12 protein-coding genes are annotated in these 16391 nt (G+C 61.9%); 7 read left to right on the top strand and 5 right to left on the bottom strand.

The window, feature by feature from the left end; all coding sequences use genetic code 11:
• Positions 1–55: 55 nt before the first annotated feature.
• From INQ47_RS13245 to catR, 3 genes are all read right to left on the bottom strand, one after another.
• Entirely contained in the window at positions 56–3808 is a 3753-nt protein-coding gene (locus tag INQ47_RS13245; RefSeq protein ID WP_404701859.1) for a hypothetical protein, read from the bottom strand.
• A 72-nt stretch (positions 3809–3880) separates the two neighbouring features.
• Positions 3881–4204: a hypothetical protein gene (locus INQ47_RS13240; protein ID WP_404701858.1), complete on the bottom strand. Its 324-nt coding sequence runs from the start codon at positions 4202–4204 to the stop codon at positions 3881–3883.
• 232 nt (positions 4205–4436) lie between these two features.
• Positions 4437–5309 carry an HTH-type transcriptional regulator CatR gene (gene catR, locus INQ47_RS13235; RefSeq protein ID WP_010954552.1) on the bottom strand — a complete coding sequence of 291 codons (873 nt, stop codon included), beginning with the start codon at positions 5307–5309 and terminating at the stop codon, positions 4437–4439.
• A gap of 135 nt (positions 5310–5444) precedes the next feature.
• On the opposite strand from catR, the gene INQ47_RS13230 reads away from it, so the two are divergent.
• The 5 genes from INQ47_RS13230 (at position 5445) to INQ47_RS13210 (ending at position 10729) form a co-directional block, all read left to right on the top strand.
• A complete protein-coding gene (locus tag INQ47_RS13230) occupies positions 5445–6566 on the top strand; it encodes a muconate cycloisomerase family protein (protein ID WP_404701857.1) in 1122 nt (373 codons plus the stop codon).
• Between the two features lie 21 nt (positions 6567–6587).
• Entirely contained in the window at positions 6588–6878 is a 291-nt protein-coding gene (catC, locus tag INQ47_RS13225) for a muconolactone Delta-isomerase (protein WP_003256111.1), read from the top strand.
• 43 nt (positions 6879–6921) lie between these two features.
• Entirely contained in the window at positions 6922–7857 is a 936-nt protein-coding gene (gene catA, locus INQ47_RS13220) for a catechol 1,2-dioxygenase (protein WP_404701856.1), read from the top strand.
• Between the two features lie 115 nt (positions 7858–7972).
• Entirely contained in the window at positions 7973–8467 is a 495-nt protein-coding gene (locus tag INQ47_RS13215) for a GNAT family N-acetyltransferase (RefSeq protein ID WP_404701855.1), read from the top strand.
• 162 nt (positions 8468–8629) lie between these two features.
• Positions 8630–10729: a putative bifunctional diguanylate cyclase/phosphodiesterase gene (locus INQ47_RS13210; RefSeq protein ID WP_404701854.1), complete on the top strand. Its 2100-nt coding sequence runs from the start codon at positions 8630–8632 to the stop codon at positions 10727–10729.
• Positions 10730–10743: 14 nt separating this feature from the next.
• On the opposite strand, the gene INQ47_RS13205 is transcribed toward INQ47_RS13210, so the two are convergent.
• On the bottom strand, positions 10744–11568 hold the full coding sequence (locus tag INQ47_RS13205; RefSeq protein ID WP_404701853.1) for an aldo/keto reductase: 825 nt from the start codon (positions 11566–11568) through the stop codon (positions 10744–10746).
• A gap of 243 nt (positions 11569–11811) precedes the next feature.
• Here INQ47_RS13205 and INQ47_RS13200 point away from each other — a divergent pair, with 243 nt between their 5' ends.
• Positions 11812–12690, top strand: coding sequence for a DMT family transporter (locus INQ47_RS13200; protein WP_010954509.1), 879 nt, complete (start codon positions 11812–11814; stop codon positions 12688–12690).
• Between the two features lie 59 nt (positions 12691–12749).
• On the opposite strand, the gene INQ47_RS13195 is transcribed toward INQ47_RS13200, so the two are convergent.
• Positions 12750–13655, bottom strand: coding sequence for a LysR family transcriptional regulator (locus tag INQ47_RS13195; protein ID WP_021782048.1), 906 nt, complete (start codon positions 13653–13655; stop codon positions 12750–12752).
• Positions 13656–14041: 386 nt separating this feature from the next.
• Between INQ47_RS13195 and katG the strand changes: the two genes are divergently transcribed.
• A complete protein-coding gene (katG, locus tag INQ47_RS13190) occupies positions 14042–16297 on the top strand; it encodes a catalase/peroxidase HPI (RefSeq protein WP_404701852.1) in 2256 nt (751 codons plus the stop codon).
• Positions 16298–16391: the final 94 nt, after the last annotated feature.

The raw sequence follows: 16391 nt of genomic DNA, 5'->3' as shown, positions 1-16391 counted from the left end.
TTGTAGCGGTACAGCGGTGCGCATGAATGCTCAGGAGCGTCAAAAGCTCCCGCCTTTACCGATATGCGCTGACTAGTGCAGTTGATAGCTCTGCGGGCGAGATATCGCTGAAGGCAGCCCTGAGTCCGGTTGCCGTGTCTGTCACGAGGTAGCCTGCTTTTGCCATAGCGCTTGCCAGTTCTGCAGCGCCAAGCTGGGGGAATGCTTTCAACAGATTGACTGCACACGCCTCACCCGTGATGCCTTGGGCATACTGAGAGGCTGCAAACTGCACCGGGTCCGGGTACGCCAGGGCAAGCGCAGCTGCCAACTCAAGTGGGGGTGTGCCCGGCCATACAGCGAGCAGTGCCTTACTGGTTTCTAAGGATGCGTATCCACCCTGGGCTAGGGCATTGGCCAAGGAACTCAGCGTGAGGGATTTGAACCTCTGTACCAGCTGACTCGCGCACTCAGTAGCTGGAACACCCTGGGCGAACATGCGTCGCGCCCAGTCCACTGGGCCGGAGTATGCGAAGGCCAATGCCGCGGCAAGGTCCGAGGGTGAAGTCTTTGGCCAGACGGCCATCAGGCCCTGGCTCGTGTCTTGCGCAGCGTAACCGCCTTGTGCCATTGCGCTGGCCAAAGTGTTCGGGGTGAGCGCCGGGAACGCCGCGAGCAACCGAGTGCCGCATTGGCTGCCTTCGATATGGAGGGCGTTGAGCGCTGCCGCCATTTCTGCTGCGGTCGAGTAAGACGTGATCGTCACGTCGACTACAGCCGATGGCACACCCGCGACGTAGTCGACCTGGCCGGCGCCGGGCAGGGCCTGGACCTGCAGATGATAGACAATAGGGGTGTTCGAGACACTCGCCAAGGCGAACTCGGCATGCACTACGCCACCTTCGTCGCGGGTTTGCAGATCGATGACCAGAAGAGAAGATCCCTCCCTCTTGGCCAAAACCTGGTAGCGGAATACTTGGGCCACGGCGCGCCAGCGCAACACTACGCTGCTGCCGGCACTGCTGGCTTGCAGCTCCTGAGGCTGATCTGGACGAACCAGTGTCAGAGTCTGGCTGTCAGGGCTGTCTACGGACGTATTCCCGCCTTGTGCCGCAACGCTGAAACCGTAATCACCTGCCGGCGAAGCCTCGTTGAAAATGAACGCGTATGTCGTGGGTGGAAGGGGCTGTTGCTGGTCAGGCCTGATTGGTTCTTTTTCGATTCCGCTTCCTGGTTGGGTAATTGAAAGCTCGTAGGACGAGGCACCCGCAACGGCAGGCCAGTTCAGTTGCACGCCGTAATCCGGCGCATTGACGGTTGGTTTTTGTTGAGCGCGTGGTTGTTCTGGCGCAGTCAGTCGATTGAATGGGGCCCCCGCCCAATCCGTGGCTGATTCACCACGAACACCTTGGACCTGTGCTTTGTAGGGGCCGGACGGCCACTGCACGTCAAATTCAAACGCACTATTGCGGGTGGCGCCATCTAGGCCCGGTCTATCGAGCAGGACCTTCGCAGCGCTGTCGAGCAATTGCGCGTGATAGCCTGCGTTGCCTTGGCCTCCACCCCAGGTCAGGGTAACGACGCGATTGCTGATGCTGACTCGCGGATTTTCGGGTGGGCTCTGTGTCGCGGTACCGGTACCGGTACCGGTGCCTGTCCCAGTCCCAGTCCCAGTTCCTGTCCCCGTGCCAGTCCCAGTCCCACCGAAGAAACTGGTGACAGCGGCTACAGCGCCGGCCACCAATGCTCCGGCTGCGGCGCCTCCGGCCTCGGCGGCCGTGGCCGCTGCAAATGCCTCGGCTGCGGTCGCAACAACGGCATCTGCTGCTGCGCCGTCTATCAATGACTGGCATGCAAGGGTGGCCGCATAGGACGCTGCGGCCTTGCCCGCCGTCAGGCCGATGACGGCAGCAATGGCCTCACGGTTCTTCAGCAGGCCTCGGACAAATGACTCTGCTGCTGACGCAAGCGCGCGCTCTATGTAGTCGCCAAGTTCCGAGAACTTAATTGTGTTTGGTAGGGGGAAGCTCACGATCTCAGGAAAGGGTATTGCCACGGCGGTGAGTGAGGTATCCGCGACGGACAGGGTGTAGGTCCCGTTGAGTAGCAGGTTCACGCCCTTATCATTCTCCTGAGTACTGAACGAGACACTCATCTTGAATGTTGACTGCAGCAACTTCTCGAATGCGAATCCGACCAGCTTGCCGCAACCGGGGCTGCCTTCCTTGGACAGTTCTTGTAAGGTCTTGATGAAGTCGATGGCTTTGGTCAGGTACTCGAAGCTCGGCCAGTTCGTGACCTGGAAACCTCCGTCCTTGCTGTATCGAAGTCCCAGGGAAGTGCCCTTGGGCAGAAACGGCGAATGATCGGACAGGGCCGTGAGCGCGCAGTCGATCTGTGAGTTGCCCTTGGCATTCTTGATGGTCTTCACACTGACGTCGACACCGAATGACGCCTGCATGAACCAGATGCTGCCGACGAACCCCATCGATGACTTACCCTCGACCGTGGACAGCTCGAAGGCCGGCCCGCCGCTGGGTTCGCTGGCGTGTGCGGCAGCGATGGTGACGATGAAGAGGTTGATGGGCTTCCCTAGGCCGATGTCGGCAGTGACGCCATTCTTCCCAATCTGGATAGTGCCGATCACTTCCAGGGTCTCGACCAGCTTCAGTTCGAACAGCGCTCTGATGTTGAACCCGTTCTGATAGTCGATGCTGCTCGCGAGGGAGGCTGAGGGAAGCTCACCTGAGGCAGGGCAGGTGAATGTCTCCAGCCTTTCAGGCTGCTTGTCGCTTGCTAAGCGGTAGTACAGCTCGGTGCCCGCCATGAATGTGATGTCGATGAGGGAAGTGGGCCACAGCGCTCCGGGGATGCATTGGTTGAACACATCGCCGATCGACAGGGTCTTGTCGACCTTGACGCTGGCCACCTGGGGTTTGCCGTTCTGTAGGTAGATGTACCCGGTAAGCTGGGCCGAGCCGACCTGAACTGTACCCTGCACTTGGATGCTTCTCTGCGCGTCGGTGCTGCCATACTTGGCGAACACCCCGAAGACCAGGCGCCGGAACGAAATACCGCGCATCTGGCCGTCGAAAAGCCGGGGGACGCTTTCGTCTGGCTCGACGCTCTGCAGGCAGGCCGAGAACGTCTTATTGACATCGTCTGAAATCAGCGCCCCTTGGAACAGATACTCCTTCTGATCGAAAAGTGATACACGCAGCAAACCTTTGACAGCAAGCTGTCTGGCAGTGCTAAAGCGGTAATGGACCTCGACGTTCTCGAAGCCGAAAATCTTGAACAGGCGGATGTTGGGCAAACTTGCCGAATAGATGGCCTCTTTGACTGCGGTGCCGGCAACGGTCCCTTTGGACAGCACCGCCGACAGTGAAAGCTTGTCCCCCGCGCCTGCTGGCGAGTCGTAGCCGATTTCAATCAGACTACCGAATAGCTCGATGTCCTTTAGGCTAACCGTCAGCCAAAAGCCCGCGGTATTGTCCATCGGCGCGGTGGTCCCGGACACGCTGGATGGGACCGGTGACTGCGGGAAAATACTATCCAGGTAGGTTTTAGGGGGGGGCGATCCTTCGCCGAAGTGGCTGAAGGTAAAAAAACCGGCATCGTTGACCCGTAGATGCCCGGTGGGAAGGTCAGTTTTGAAGGCTCTGTTTATTACGGCAAAAACATCCCATCCCTCTGCTAACCCTGTTCCCAAGTCTGCATAGATCAGGCTGTACTGACGTGACAGGTCAAGCTGGCACTTGCTCTGGGTGGCAAACGTGCCACCAAAAATCTCCGACCAGGCAAAGTGCGCCGTAATGCGGATATCCATGGGCAAGGTGCCCTCCCGCAGGCTGGTGAGTCAAAGCGGTAGGGCATAGAAGTATGCCCCACCGAGGAGGGGTCAAGGGGTGACTACGAATTTCCCGTTTTTGTAGGTGCCTTCGGAGACCTCCACATTCAGCGCCTGGACGACCTTGGCGTCACCGCCAATGGCGTCAGAGATGAGGTCCATTGGTGGCGCAACTGCAACGTATACCTGGTTGGTGGCGCCCACAGCGACTTCGAGAAGCTTCTGTTCTACAGCCCCTGCTTCAGGGCCCTTCGAGGTAACAGTGAAAGTGAACGGCTTATCGGCAGTGGGTGCGGAGTCAGGGATGGTGAGCGAAGCCTCGTAGGTCTTCTTGTCGATCAAAAATTCAGCGTTAACTTTGGCACTGATAGCCATTCTGAGAGCTCCATTCTGCATTGATTGGCGGGTATGAGGGGCCACCTTCCTGGTGACACGATGGCGGCGCTTAAAGAATCTAGTAGGCATTGGGAGATGTAGCAAATGGCCATGTTCATTTTGGCAATGACTGCAAGCTCATTGGCCCCAAAACCTCATTGACCGCCGAAACCTTGAAATTGCGCTGCCCGTGTTCGCGGGCGCGCCCGCGTCCACAAGGGGCATGGTGTGTTCATATGGCCTGTTGCTCGATCAACGCCAGGCACCGCTGCACGATCGGGCTTACATCACCCTTGCGTCGGCTGAGGATGATCGGGCTGACGGCGCCGCTATCAAGCAGGCCAACATACTCGATGTCGGGACGGTGCTGCTGCTGTACCGATGCCGGTACCAGAGTCACGCCGACGCCAACCGCTACCAGTCCGATGGCGGTCTGCAATTCGTTGGCCCACTGGCTGACACGAATGCTCATGCCGTGGTGGGCGAACAGCGCCAGCACGTGGTCGGCATAGCTGGGCCGGGGATTGGCCGGGTAGAGGATGAACGCTTCGCCAGCCAACTGGGCCAGACTGAGGGGGCTGCCCGCCAGGGGGTGGCCCTTGGGCAGCACGGCCACCAGCGGGTCCTCGCACAGCACCTGCTGGTGAATCACTGGGTCGTCGATGCGAATGCGCCCGAAGCCAATGTCGATACGCCCGCTTTTCAGCGCCTCCACCTGTTGCAAGGTGGTCATCTCGTTCAAGCCCAGTTCCAGCTCGCTGTCCTGGCGCAGCTCGCGGATCAGTTCCGGCAGCACGGTGTACAGGGTCGAGGGCGCAAAGCCGATGCCCAGCCACTGGCGCTGGCCCTGGCCGATGCGGCGGGTGTTGTCGCTGATGTTCTGCAACTGCTGCAGCACGGTGCAGGTCTGCTCGTAGAAGAAGCGGCCGGCTTCGGTCAGCCGCAGCGGACGTTCGCGTACCACCAGCAGGGTGCCGAGCTGGTCCTCCAGTTGGCTGATCTGCCGGCTCAGTGGTGGCTGGGCGATGTGCAGCAGCTCGGCGGCGCGGGTGAAGTTCAGGGTCTCAGCCAAGACTTTGAAGTAACGCAGGTGGCGCAGCTCCATCAGACCTCCAGGGTATGGTGGGAGATTCATTTGATATTGGACGGTCGTCAGGGTCTCGCGCAATCCTTCAACAATCAAGTAAACGCATCACTCGGGCCTGCAACTGAAAGCCCGACCTGACGGGACCTGGCAACAATGACAAGCGCGCTGATTGAACACATAGATGCAATTATCGTCGATCTCCCGACCATTCGCCCGCACAAGCTGGCGATGCACACCATGCAGCAGCAGACCCTGGTGGTATTGCGCCTGCGCTGCAGCGATGGCGTGGAAGGCATCGGCGAAGCCACCACCATCGGTGGTCTGGCTTATGGCTACGAAAGCCCCGAAGGCATCAAGGCCAATATCGACGCGTACCTCGCCCCGGCGCTGATCGGCCTGCCAGCAGACAACATCAACGCCGCCATGCTCAAGTTGGACAAACTGGCCAAGGGCAACACTTTCGCCAAGTCCGGTATCGAAAGCGCCTTGCTAGACGCCCAGGGCAAACGCCTGGGCCTGCCGGTCAGCGAACTGCTGGGGGGCCGCGTGCGTGACAGCCTGGAAGTGGCCTGGACCCTGGCCAGCGGCGACACCGCCCGCGATATCGCCGAAGCCCAGCACATGCTGGAAATTCGCCGGCACCGCGTGTTCAAGCTGAAAATCGGCGCCAACCCGGTGGCCCAGGACCTCAAGCATGTGATCGCGATCAAGCGCGAGCTGGGTGACAGCGCCAGCGTGCGGGTCGACGTCAATCAGTACTGGGACGAGTCCCAGGCCATCCGCGCCTGCCAGGTATTGGGCGAAAATGGCATCGACCTGATCGAGCAGCCGATTTCGCGCATCAACCGCGGTGGCCAGGTGCGCCTGAACCAGCGCAGCCCGGCACCGATCATGGCCGATGAGTCAATCGAAAGTGTCGAGGACGCCTTCAGCCTGGCCGCCGACGGCGCCGCCAGCATCTTCGCCCTGAAAATCGCCAAGAATGGTGGCCCGCGCGCAGTGCTGCGCACTGCACAGATCGCCGAGGCCGCCGGCATCGCCTTGTACGGCGGCACCATGCTCGAAGGTTCGATCGGCACCTTGGCGTCGGCCCATGCATTCCTCACCCTGCGCCAGCTCACCTGGGGTACGGAGCTGTTCGGGCCGCTGCTGCTGACCGAGGAAATTGTCAACGAGCCGCCGCAGTACCGCGACTTCCAGCTGCACATCCCCTATACCCAAGGCCTTGGCCTGACTTTGGACGAACAGCGCCTGGCGCGTTTCGCCCGTCGCTGATCAGCAAGCAAGGAGATAACCATGTTGTTCCACGTAAAGATGACCGTGAAGCTGCCGGTCGACATGGACCCGGCCAAGGCCGCCCAGCTCAAGGCTGATGAAAAGGAACTGGCCCAGCGCCTGCAGCGTGAAGGCACCTGGCGCCACCTGTGGCGCATTGCCGGGCATTACGCCAACTACAGCGTGTTCGATGTGCCCAGCGTCGAGGCGTTGCATGACACATTGATGCAGCTGCCGCTGTTCCCGTACATGGACATCGAGGTCGACGGCCTGTGTCGGCATCCCTCGTCTATTCACAGCGACGATCGCTGATTCGCACCTGTATGCCTGACAAGAACAATACGAGGTAAGCACGATGACCGTGAAAATTTCCCACACTGCCGACATTCAAGCCTTCTTCAACCAGGTGGCTGGCCTGGACCATGCCGAAGGAAACCCGCGCTTCAAGCAGATCATTCTGCGCGTGCTGCAGGACACCGCTCGGCTGATCGAAGACCTGGAAATCACCGAGGACGAGTTCTGGCACGCCGTCGACTACCTCAACCGCCTGGGCGGCCGTAATGAGGCGGGCCTGCTGGCTGCTGGCCTGGGCATCGAGCACTTCCTCGACTTGTTGCAGGATGCCAAGGATGCTGAAGCCGGCCTTGGCGGCGGCACCCCGCGCACCATCGAAGGCCCGTTGTACGTTGCCGGGGCGCCGCTGGCCCAGGGCGAAGTGCGCATGGACGACGGCACTGACCCAGGCGTGGTGATGTTCCTTCAGGGCCAGGTGTTCGATGCCAACGGCAAGCCGTTGGCCGGTGCCACCGTCGACCTGTGGCACGCCAACACCCAGGGCACCTATTCGTACTTCGATTCGACACAGTCCGAGTTCAACCTGCGCCGGCGTATCATCACCGATGCCGAGGGCCGTTACCGCGCGCGCTCGATCGTGCCGTCGGGGTATGGCTGCGACCCGCAGGGCCCAACCCAGGAATGCCTGGACCTGCTCGGCCGCCACGGCCAGCGCCCGGCGCACGTGCACTTCTTCATTTCGGCACCAGGGCACCGCCACCTGACCACGCAGATCAACTTTGCGGGCGACAAGTACCTGTGGGACGACTTTGCCTATGCCACCCGTGACGGGCTGATCGGCGAACTGCGTTTTGTCGAGGATGCGGCGGCGGCGCGCGACCGCGGCGTGCAAGGCGAGCGCTTTGCCGAGCTGTCGTTCGACTTCCGCTTGCAGGGTGCCCAGTCGCCTGACGCCGAAGAGCGAAGCCATCGGCCGCGGGCGTTGCAGGAGGACTGAGTCCGAGGTTTTGTCACTGTGATTTTGCCTGGGGCTTTCCGTGCGGGGAGGTCCCGGGCTTTTTGCTGCAAAGGCCTGGTGATCTAGAATCGTCTTTTTGCTCAGGCCCCACACCATGCTCCCCCTCGCGCTGCTGCCAACCACCATCGACCAGGCTCCACTGATCCGCAATCTCTACCAGTTCTATTGCTACGAGTCCTCCGACTGGGAGCAGGAAGACGTCGAGGCGGATGGCCGCTTCTACATCCACGAGCAGCACCTGCAACGTTACTGGCAGGACGACGGCTGGGGCGCGTATCTGGTGCTGGCAGACGGGTTCATCGCCGGCTTCGTGCTGGTCGAGCGCAGCGAACTGCCTGGCATCGATGCGCAGGAGCTTGCCGACCTGTTCATCTTGAAGAAGTACCGTCGCCAGGGCATCGGCCAAGCGGTGGCGTTGCAGTTGCTGGGGGGCAAGGGCGACTGGCTGCTGCGCTGCTACGCACAGGATCTGGCCGCCGTGGCTTTCTGCAATGCAGTGCTGACGAGCCTGCCGCGGCCGGCGCAGGCTATCGCTTTGGGGGATGAGCCGGACTTGCTCAATTTTCTGGTGACTGGCACCCGCCATTGAGGGGGCGTGCGCTTTCGTTCGGCCTGATAACGGGAAGCGTCATTTTTGTGAGTTGCTTCACAAAATTTTCATTGGCAGCATAATGCCATTATCGCTTTTCAAGACCCGGCCGCCGCTTGCCGGGGTCCCTTTTCATGCGTTTCGAAAGTTCAGGTAAAGTTCATGTCGCTCGCAGCAAACCCCGACATCATGTACCGGCTATTGATCCAGAGCGTGGTGGATTATGCCATCTACCTGCTTACCCCTGAAGGTATCGTCGCCAACTGGAACCCCGGCGCCCAGCGCGCCAAGGGGTACCATGCCGAAGAAATCGTCGGCCAGCACTACTCTGTGTTCTACACCGATGCCGAGCGCGCAGCCGGGTTGCCGACATTTAACCTGGAGCAGGCGCGCAGCACCGGACGCTTTGAAGAAACGGGCGCACGCCTGCGCAAGGACGGTACGGCCTTCCACGCCCATGTGGTCATCGAAGCGGTATACGACGATGCCGGACACCTGGTGGGTTTCGCCAAGGTCACCCGCGACATTTCCGAACGCCACCGCCAGGAACTCGAACTGCTGCAGGCCAAAGAGCTGGCCGAGCAGTACAGCCAGGAGATGGCCAAGCTGTCGCAGTTCCTCGATTCGGTCATTGCCAACATTCCCGCGAGCGTCATCGTCCAGGACCTGGAAAGCCAGCGCATCCTGTTGGCCAACCAGCAGGCCGAACGCCTGTTCGGCGGGCCGCAGCGCAGCATGATTGGCCAGTTGCCCAAGGAATGCCTGGCACCGGCTGCCGGTGACTACCTGGAGCAACAATTCGTGCGTGGTGCCCGCAGTACCAAGGGGCATGCCGCCGAAACCCGCGTGGAAACTGCCCGTGGTCCACGCACCCTGCGCAGCCGTACCCTGCTCAGCCAGAGCCGCGAGGGGCAGGCCGATTACGTGTTGTTCGTGGCTGAAGACGCCACCGAAGAGCTGGCCGCCCATGCGCAGATCCACCACATGGCGCACCATGACGCGCTCACCGGGCTGCCCAATCGCACGCTGTTCCACGAACGGTTACGCCAGGCCCTGTTGCGCGGCAGCGAAAACGCCAAGCTGACCGCTGCCCTGTGCCTTGACCTGGACAACTTCAAGAACATCAACGACTCCCTTGGCCATGCTTTCGGTGACAAGCTGCTACGCGAGTTGGGCAAGCGTCTGCGCCGCGAACTGCGTGAGCACGACACCTTGGCCCGCCTGGGTGGCGATGAGTTTGCCGTGGTGCTGACGGGCCTGGAGGGGCGGGATGCCGCATGTAATACCGCGCAACGCCTGATCAAGGCCATCAGCCCGCCGTTCCAGATCGAAGGGCATCAGTTCGCGGTGGGGGTGAGCATCGGCATCGCCATCGCGCCTGATGACAATGACCAGGCAGAGCAGCTGTTGGGCTATGCCGACATGGCGCTGTACCAGGCCAAGCGTAACGGCCGTAATCGTTATGAATGCTTCGATGTCGAACTGGACGTTGCCGCCCGCCAGCGCCGTCTGATGGAAACCGACCTGCGCACAGCGCTGCACCTGGGGCAGTTGCAGCTGCACTACCAGCCGGTAGTCGATCATCAGACCAGCAGCGTTACCGGTTATGAGGCGCTGCTGCGCTGGGAACACCCGACCCGTGGCATGGTCATGCCGATGGATTTCATCCCCATTGCAGAAGAAACCGGGTTGATCCACGAACTGGGCAACCGTGCGCTGAACCTGGCCTGCCAGGAGGCGGCCAGTTGGGACGGTGAGCAGACGGTGTCGGTTAACCTGTCGGCGGTGCAGTTCAAGAACGGCGATCTGGTGCATACCGTCGCCCTCGCGCTGGCAGACTCGGGCCTGCCGCCGCAGCGGCTGGAGCTGGAAATTACCGAGTCGGTACTGCTGGGTAACAGCGAGGAAAACGTGCGCACCTTGCGCGCGCTGAAAGACCTGGGCGTGTCCATTTCACTGGATGACTTTGGTACCGGCTACTCATCGTTGGGCTACCTGCGTTCGTTCCCGTTCGACCGGATCAAGATCGACAAGTCGTTCGTGCATGACATGTGCGACAGCCGCGAGGCCATGTCGATCATTCGCGCCATTACCGAGCTGTCCAACAGCCTGATGATCAAGACCACGGCCGAAGGCGTGGAGTCGGAGGAGCAGATGCGCCGGCTCGCGGCGGAAGGCTGTTCGCACTTCCAGGGCTACTTTTACGGGCGGCCGGCACCGGCGAGCGAGCGGTTGAAGCAGGTCATCACGCAAGAACAATGACTTGCGCGGCGGCCTCAGCTGTTCCAGTCCGGCGCAAACGGCGGGCTGACCACGCGCTGGTCTTTCGGCAGCCCGGTAATGGCTGCGCGGTCTTCGTCATCAAGCTGCACGGTCAATGCGGCCAGGTTGGCCAGCTGGTTTTCGCGGCTGCTGGCTTTGGGGATCGCCGCCACGCCGTCCTGGTCCAGCAGCCATTTCAGCGCCACCTGGCTGGGCAGCACGCCATGCTTGCGGGCAATCGCCTGGATCACCGGCTGCGCCGCTGCCTGGCCGCGTGCCAGCGGGGTATAGGCGGTGAGCAACAAATCATGGCTGCGGGCGAAGTCGAGTAGCGGCTGCTGGCTGAGCAGAACATGGTATTCCACCTGAATCGCCGACAACGGCGCGCCCAGGGTTTCCACCACCTGGCGCAGTAACCCCAATGGGAAGTTGGCCACCCCGATGTGGCGCGCCTTGCCTTCGTCACGCAGGGCTACCAGGGTGTCGATGCTGCGGGCCAGGTCCCAGTCTGTGCCTGGCCAGTGGATGTGGAACAGGTCAACCTGTTCGGTACCCAGCGCGCGCAGGCTGTCTTCCAGCGACTGACGCATGGCTTTGGGCTGCAGACGGTCCCACCAGACCTTGGTGGTCAGGTGGATCTGCTCGCGTGGCACGTCGCTGTCACGCAGCGCCTGGCCAACGGCCGCTTCGTTTTCGTAGGCGGTGGCGGTGTCGATGTGCCGGTAACCCACGTCCAGTGCCTGGCGCACGGCCTGGGTGCATTCACTGCCGGTCATTGGCCAGGTGCCCAGGCCGATGGCGGGCAGGTCCAGGCCGGTGCGGGTGGTGAGCCTTTGCATGTAAATTCCTTGTAGGGTGCAGGGGTCGGTCGATGGTCAGCGATCAACCGTGCACGGGCCATGCATGCCAGGTGGAAAGTGGTCGATCAGCGAACAGAAATTGCACTTGGCCGGGGCAAGCGGCAAATGAACTTCCTTATTCTGCGGCATCTCTTCTAGAATCCCAGCTGTTACATCCGCCGGGCAATGCCTGCGCGTCCTTCCCCGGGCGCGGCTTGCTGCCGCGCCGTCATCGAGAGAGCCATGAGTTCCAGCACACCGCTGTCCGGCGTCAACCAACCCCTGCGCGGCATCGCGTTGGTGGTGGTGGCGACGTTCCTGTTCGCCAGCCACGATGCCTTGTCCAAATTCCTGGGTGGCCTGTACCCGATAGTCATGGTGGTGTGGGCGCGTTATGTGGTGCACACGTTGCTGATGGCCGGCATCTTCCTGCCCAAGTCTGGGCTCAACGTGTTGCGCACCCGCCGGCCGGTATTGCAGACCTTGCGGGCCCTGAGCCTGCTGAGCACCAGCCTGCTGTTCACGACCGGCTTGCAGTACCTGCCACTGGCGGAGGCCACGGCCGTCAACTTTCTTGCCCCGGTACTGGTCACCGCGCTGTCGGCGCCACTGCTGAAAGAGCGAGTGACAGTGGGGCAGTGGGTGGCGGTGGTGATGGGCTTTATTGGCGTGCTGGTGGTGGTGCACCCTGGTGGGGCGATGTTTACCCCGGCCATTCTGTATCCGTTCGGTTCGGCATTGGGCTTCTGCTTCTATCAGTTGCTGACGCGCATTCTGGCAGCGCATGACAGCCCGACCACCAGCAACTTCTATGCGGGGTTGTGCAACACCTTGGCGATGAGCGCACTGGTGCCGTTCTTCTGGGAGGTGCCACGCTGGGACCATGCCCTGCTGATGCTGGCACTGGGCGGTTTTGGCATGACTGCGCACCTGCTGTTGACCCAGGCCTTCCGCCATGCAGCGCCAGCGTTGCTGGCGCCGTTCAGCTATTGCCAGATAGTGTTTGCCGGGTTGCTCGGCTTCGTGGTGTACAGCCAGGTGCCGGATACCCTGAGCCTGGTGGGGATTTTGGTGATCTGCCTCAGTGGGCTTGGTGCAGCGTGGATGCAGCGCGGCAAATAGCAGCCGCGTGCTTCAGGCTGTATGGGCGGTAGGCACAGCGTTGCGCTGCGAAGAGGGCATCACTGCGTGGCCATGAACTGCAGGATGCGGTCGCGCAGCCAGCGCTCGGCGGGGTCGTTGTCCTGGGCGCCGCTCCAGACCATCGACAGCTCGGCCTCGGTGATGTCGAACGGCGCCGGGTCGGCGCGCAGGCTGCCGTCGTCGGCGAGAGCGCAAGCGGCATAGTCCGGCACCGTGGCGATCAGCTCGGTGTTGCGCAGCAGGGCGCGCAGGCTACCGAATTGCGGCACCGCCAGCACTACCTTGCGGCAACGACCGATGCGCGCCAGGTCGAGGTCGATGTTGCCGCTCATGTCACCGGAGAACGACACCATCACATGCGGGCGGGCGCAGTATTCGTCGAGGGTAAGCGGCCCCGGGCGGTCGTCGGCGCGCAGCACCCGTACGCCGATGTCGCGTAGTTTGCGGCGTTTGGCGGTGGCCGGCAGGTCGGTGGTATAGCTCACGCCTACCGAGATCTCGCCGCTGGCCAGCAGGCCGGGCATCAGCAGAAAGTTGGCCCGCCGCACTACCACGCTAATCTCCGGGGCCTCTTCGCGCAGGGCCTGCAGCAGGGCCGGAAACAGGCCGAACTCGGCATCGTCAGAAAGCCCCAGGCGGAACACGTTGCAGCTGTTGGCCGGGTCGAACTCGCGGGCGCGACTGATGGCGGCGGAAATCACGTCCATGGCCGGGCCAAGTTCGGCAAAGATCTGCAGGGCCCGTGGGGTGGGTTCCATGGCCCGGCCGTTGCGTATCAGCAGCGGGTCGTCGAACAGCTCGCGCAGGCGGGCGAGGGCGGCGCTGACGGTGGATTGGGTGATAAACAGCTTTTCGCCGACGCGGGTCAGGTTGCGTTCGATCATCAGGGCTTCGAACAGCACCAGCAGGTTCATGTCGACGCGGCGCAGGTCGTTGCGGTTCATGAGGGCTCGGCGTCCGGGGCAAAGGGTATGGCTGTGTATTTAAGCAGGGTGCCGGGCCTTGTGCCTTGTATGGATGTGCCGGCCTGGTCGCGGGCTTGATCGCGATGCGGCCGATACAGGCCAGCGCCTGACAGAGCCAGCCTATCAGGCTCCAACAGCCACTCTATTAGAACTCTGCCCAAGCTCGACTAGTCTTTCCCGTGGCCCCGCGAATTCCGCGACCGGGCAGCGCGTCAGCACCTGTGTGCAAGACCGTGGCCCCCCGGCGTGACAGCTTCGCAAGCCCCGTGTACACCTGATGAGGGGTAGTACGAGCCCACCCGCTCGGCTGAAAGAACACTGGCATAGACCGGAAATCTGGATAACCGACCCAAAGGTACCCGCAGATGTCGAACGAATCGAAATGCCCGTTCCATCAAACCGCAGGTGGCGGCACCACCAACCGTGACTGGTGGCCTGACCAGCTCAACCTGAGAATTCTTCACCAGCATTCCTCCAAGTCCAGCCCCGACCCGGACTTCGACTATGCCAAGGCGTTCAAGAGCCTCGACTTCCAGGCCCTGAAGAAAGACCTGACCGCCCTGATGACCGACTCGCAGGACTGGTGGCCGGCCGACTTCGGCCACTACGGCCCGCTGTTCATCCGCATGGCCTGGCACAGCGCCGGCACCTACCGCATTGGTGACGGCCGTGGGGGGGCGGGCTCCGGCCAGCAACGCTTCGCCCCGCTCAACAGTTGGCCGGACAACGTCAGTCTGGACAAGGCCCGGCGCCTGCTGTGGCCGATCAAGCAGAAGTACGGCAACAAGATTTCCTGGGCCGACCTGATCGTACTCACCGGTAATGTTGCCCTCGAGTCCATGGGCTTCAAAACCTTCGGCTTCTCCGGCGGGCGTGCCGATGTGTGGGAGCCGGACGAAGACGTGTACTGGGGGTCGGAAAAGGAGTGGCTGGGCGGCGATACCCGTTACGGCAAGGATCAGGCCAAGGCGCAGGCGCCAGGGCAGGGTGACCTGGTGGCCGAGCCGGCCAAGCATGGCGAAGAGCAGAATCGCAACCTGTCGGCCGAGCGTAACCTGGAAAACCCGCTGGCCGCCGTGCAGATGGGCCTGATCTACGTGAACCCGGAAGGCCCGGAAGGTAACCCGGACCCGGTGGCCTCAGGCAAGGACATCCGTGAAACCTTTGGCCGCATGGCCATGAACGATGAGGAAACCGTGGCGTTGATCGCCGGTGGGCACGCGTTCGGCAAGACCCACGGTGCCGGCCCTGCCGACAACGTCGGCCCCGAGCCGGAAGCGGCAGGCCTGGAGATGCAGGGCCTGGGCTGGCATAACACGTTTGGCTCCGGCAAAGGCGGGGATACCATCACCAGTGGCCTGGAAGTGACCTGGACCTCCACCCCGACCCGGTGGAGCAACGAATACCTGAATAACCTGTTCGACTTTGAGTGGGAGCTGACCAAAAGCCCGGCTGGCGCGCACCAGTGGCGGCCGAAAGACGGTAAAGGCGCAGGCATGGTGCCAGATGCACACGATCCCGGTAAAAAGCATGCACCGTCGATGTTGACCTCCGACCTGGCATTGCGCTTCGATCCCATCTACGAGCCAATCGCTCGCCGCTTCAAAGAAAACCCTGACCAGCTGGCGGATGCTTTTGCCCGTGCGTGGTACAAGCTGATTCACCGCGACATGGGCCCGCTGGCGCGCTACCTGGGCCCGGAAATGCCCAATGAAGAGTTGCTGTGGCAAGACCCGCTACCCAAAGCCGACCCAGCCACGATCAGCGAGCAAGACATCGCGACCCTCAAGTCCAGGATCCTGGCCTCGGGTTTGAGCGTGGGCGAACTGGTCTCCACCGCCTGGGCATCCGCGTCGACCTTCCGTGGCTCCGACAAGCGCGGTGGTGCCAACGGCGCCCGTTTGCGCTTGGCCCCACAGAAGGACTGGGCTGCAAACCAGGGCGTGGACAAGGTGCTGGCGGCATTGGAGAAGATCCAGGCCGAGTTCAACAACAGCGGCAAGAAGGTTTCCCTGGCTGACCTGATCGTGCTGGCCGGTACCGCGGCAGTCGAAAAAGCTGCCAAGGATGCGGGCTACAGCGGCAGCGTAGGGTTCCGCCCGGGGCGGGTCGATGCGTCCCAGGAGCAGACCGACGTCGAGTCGTTCGCCGTGCTGGAGCCGCTGGCCGATGGCTTCCGCAACTTCACCAAGGCACGTTACAGCGTCAAGGCCGAGAAACTGTTGCTGGACAAGGCGCAGTTGCTGACCCTGACCGCGCCGGAGCTGACCGTGCTGATCGGCGGCCTGCGCGTGCTCGGTGCCAACCATGGTGGCAGCAATCTTGGCGTGTTCACCGACAAGCCGGGAACGCTGAGCAACGACTTCTTCCGCAACTTGCTGGATATGAGCGTGGAGTGGAAACCCACCTCGGCGGACAACGAAACCTTTGAAGGCCGCGACCGCAAGACCGGGCAGGTGAAGTGGAGCGGTAGCCGGGTCGATCTGGTGTTCGGTTCGCATGCCCAGTTGCGGGCGTTGAGCGAGGTGTATGCCAGCAGTGATGGCGGTGACAAGTTTGTCCGGGACTTTGTGGCCGCCTGGCAGAAGGTCATGGAGCTGGACCGCTTTGATTTGAAATAGCGTTGCCTGGCGGGGGGCGCTCAGCGCCCCCTTGGCCATTGGTCATTCCGCCAATTCCAGGTCGGATAGATACAAAAGTGTCCTCGTCGGTTCT

Origin of the sequence: Pseudomonas sp. 3HC3 (genome assembly GCF_044904505.1) — a bacterium.
Lineage (GTDB): Bacteria > Pseudomonadota > Gammaproteobacteria > Pseudomonadales > Pseudomonadaceae > Aquipseudomonas > Aquipseudomonas putida_Y.
Note: the sequence above shows the minus strand (reverse complement) of the source record. Positions and strands in the feature narration are given on the sequence as shown.

What these genes read in the sequence shown, in the direction of transcription:
- INQ47_RS13230 (WP_404701857.1), top strand. Translation starts at nt 5,445, where the DNA reads ATGACAAGCGCGCTGATTGAACACATAGATGCAATTATCGTCGATCTC.
- INQ47_RS13200 (WP_010954509.1), top strand. Translation starts at nt 11,812, where the DNA reads ATGAGTTCCAGCACACCGCTGTCCGGCGTCAACCAACCCCTGCGCGGC.
- catA (WP_404701856.1), top strand. Translation starts at nt 6,922, where the DNA reads ATGACCGTGAAAATTTCCCACACTGCCGACATTCAAGCCTTCTTCAAC.
- INQ47_RS13245 (WP_404701859.1), bottom strand. Translation starts at nt 3,808, where the DNA reads ATGGATATCCGCATTACGGCGCACTTTGCCTGGTCGGAGATTTTTGGT.
- catC (WP_003256111.1), top strand. Translation starts at nt 6,588, where the DNA reads ATGTTGTTCCACGTAAAGATGACCGTGAAGCTGCCGGTCGACATGGAC.
- INQ47_RS13215 (WP_404701855.1), top strand. Translation starts at nt 7,973, where the DNA reads ATGCTCCCCCTCGCGCTGCTGCCAACCACCATCGACCAGGCTCCACTG.
- INQ47_RS13210 (WP_404701854.1), top strand. Translation starts at nt 8,630, where the DNA reads ATGTCGCTCGCAGCAAACCCCGACATCATGTACCGGCTATTGATCCAG.
- INQ47_RS13195 (WP_021782048.1), bottom strand. Translation starts at nt 13,655, where the DNA reads ATGAACCGCAACGACCTGCGCCGCGTCGACATGAACCTGCTGGTGCTG.
- catR (WP_010954552.1), bottom strand. Translation starts at nt 5,309, where the DNA reads ATGGAGCTGCGCCACCTGCGTTACTTCAAAGTCTTGGCTGAGACCCTG.
- katG (WP_404701852.1), top strand. Translation starts at nt 14,042, where the DNA reads ATGTCGAACGAATCGAAATGCCCGTTCCATCAAACCGCAGGTGGCGGC.
- INQ47_RS13240 (WP_404701858.1), bottom strand. Translation starts at nt 4,204, where the DNA reads ATGGCTATCAGTGCCAAAGTTAACGCTGAATTTTTGATCGACAAGAAG.
- INQ47_RS13205 (WP_404701853.1), bottom strand. Translation starts at nt 11,568, where the DNA reads ATGCAAAGGCTCACCACCCGCACCGGCCTGGACCTGCCCGCCATCGGC.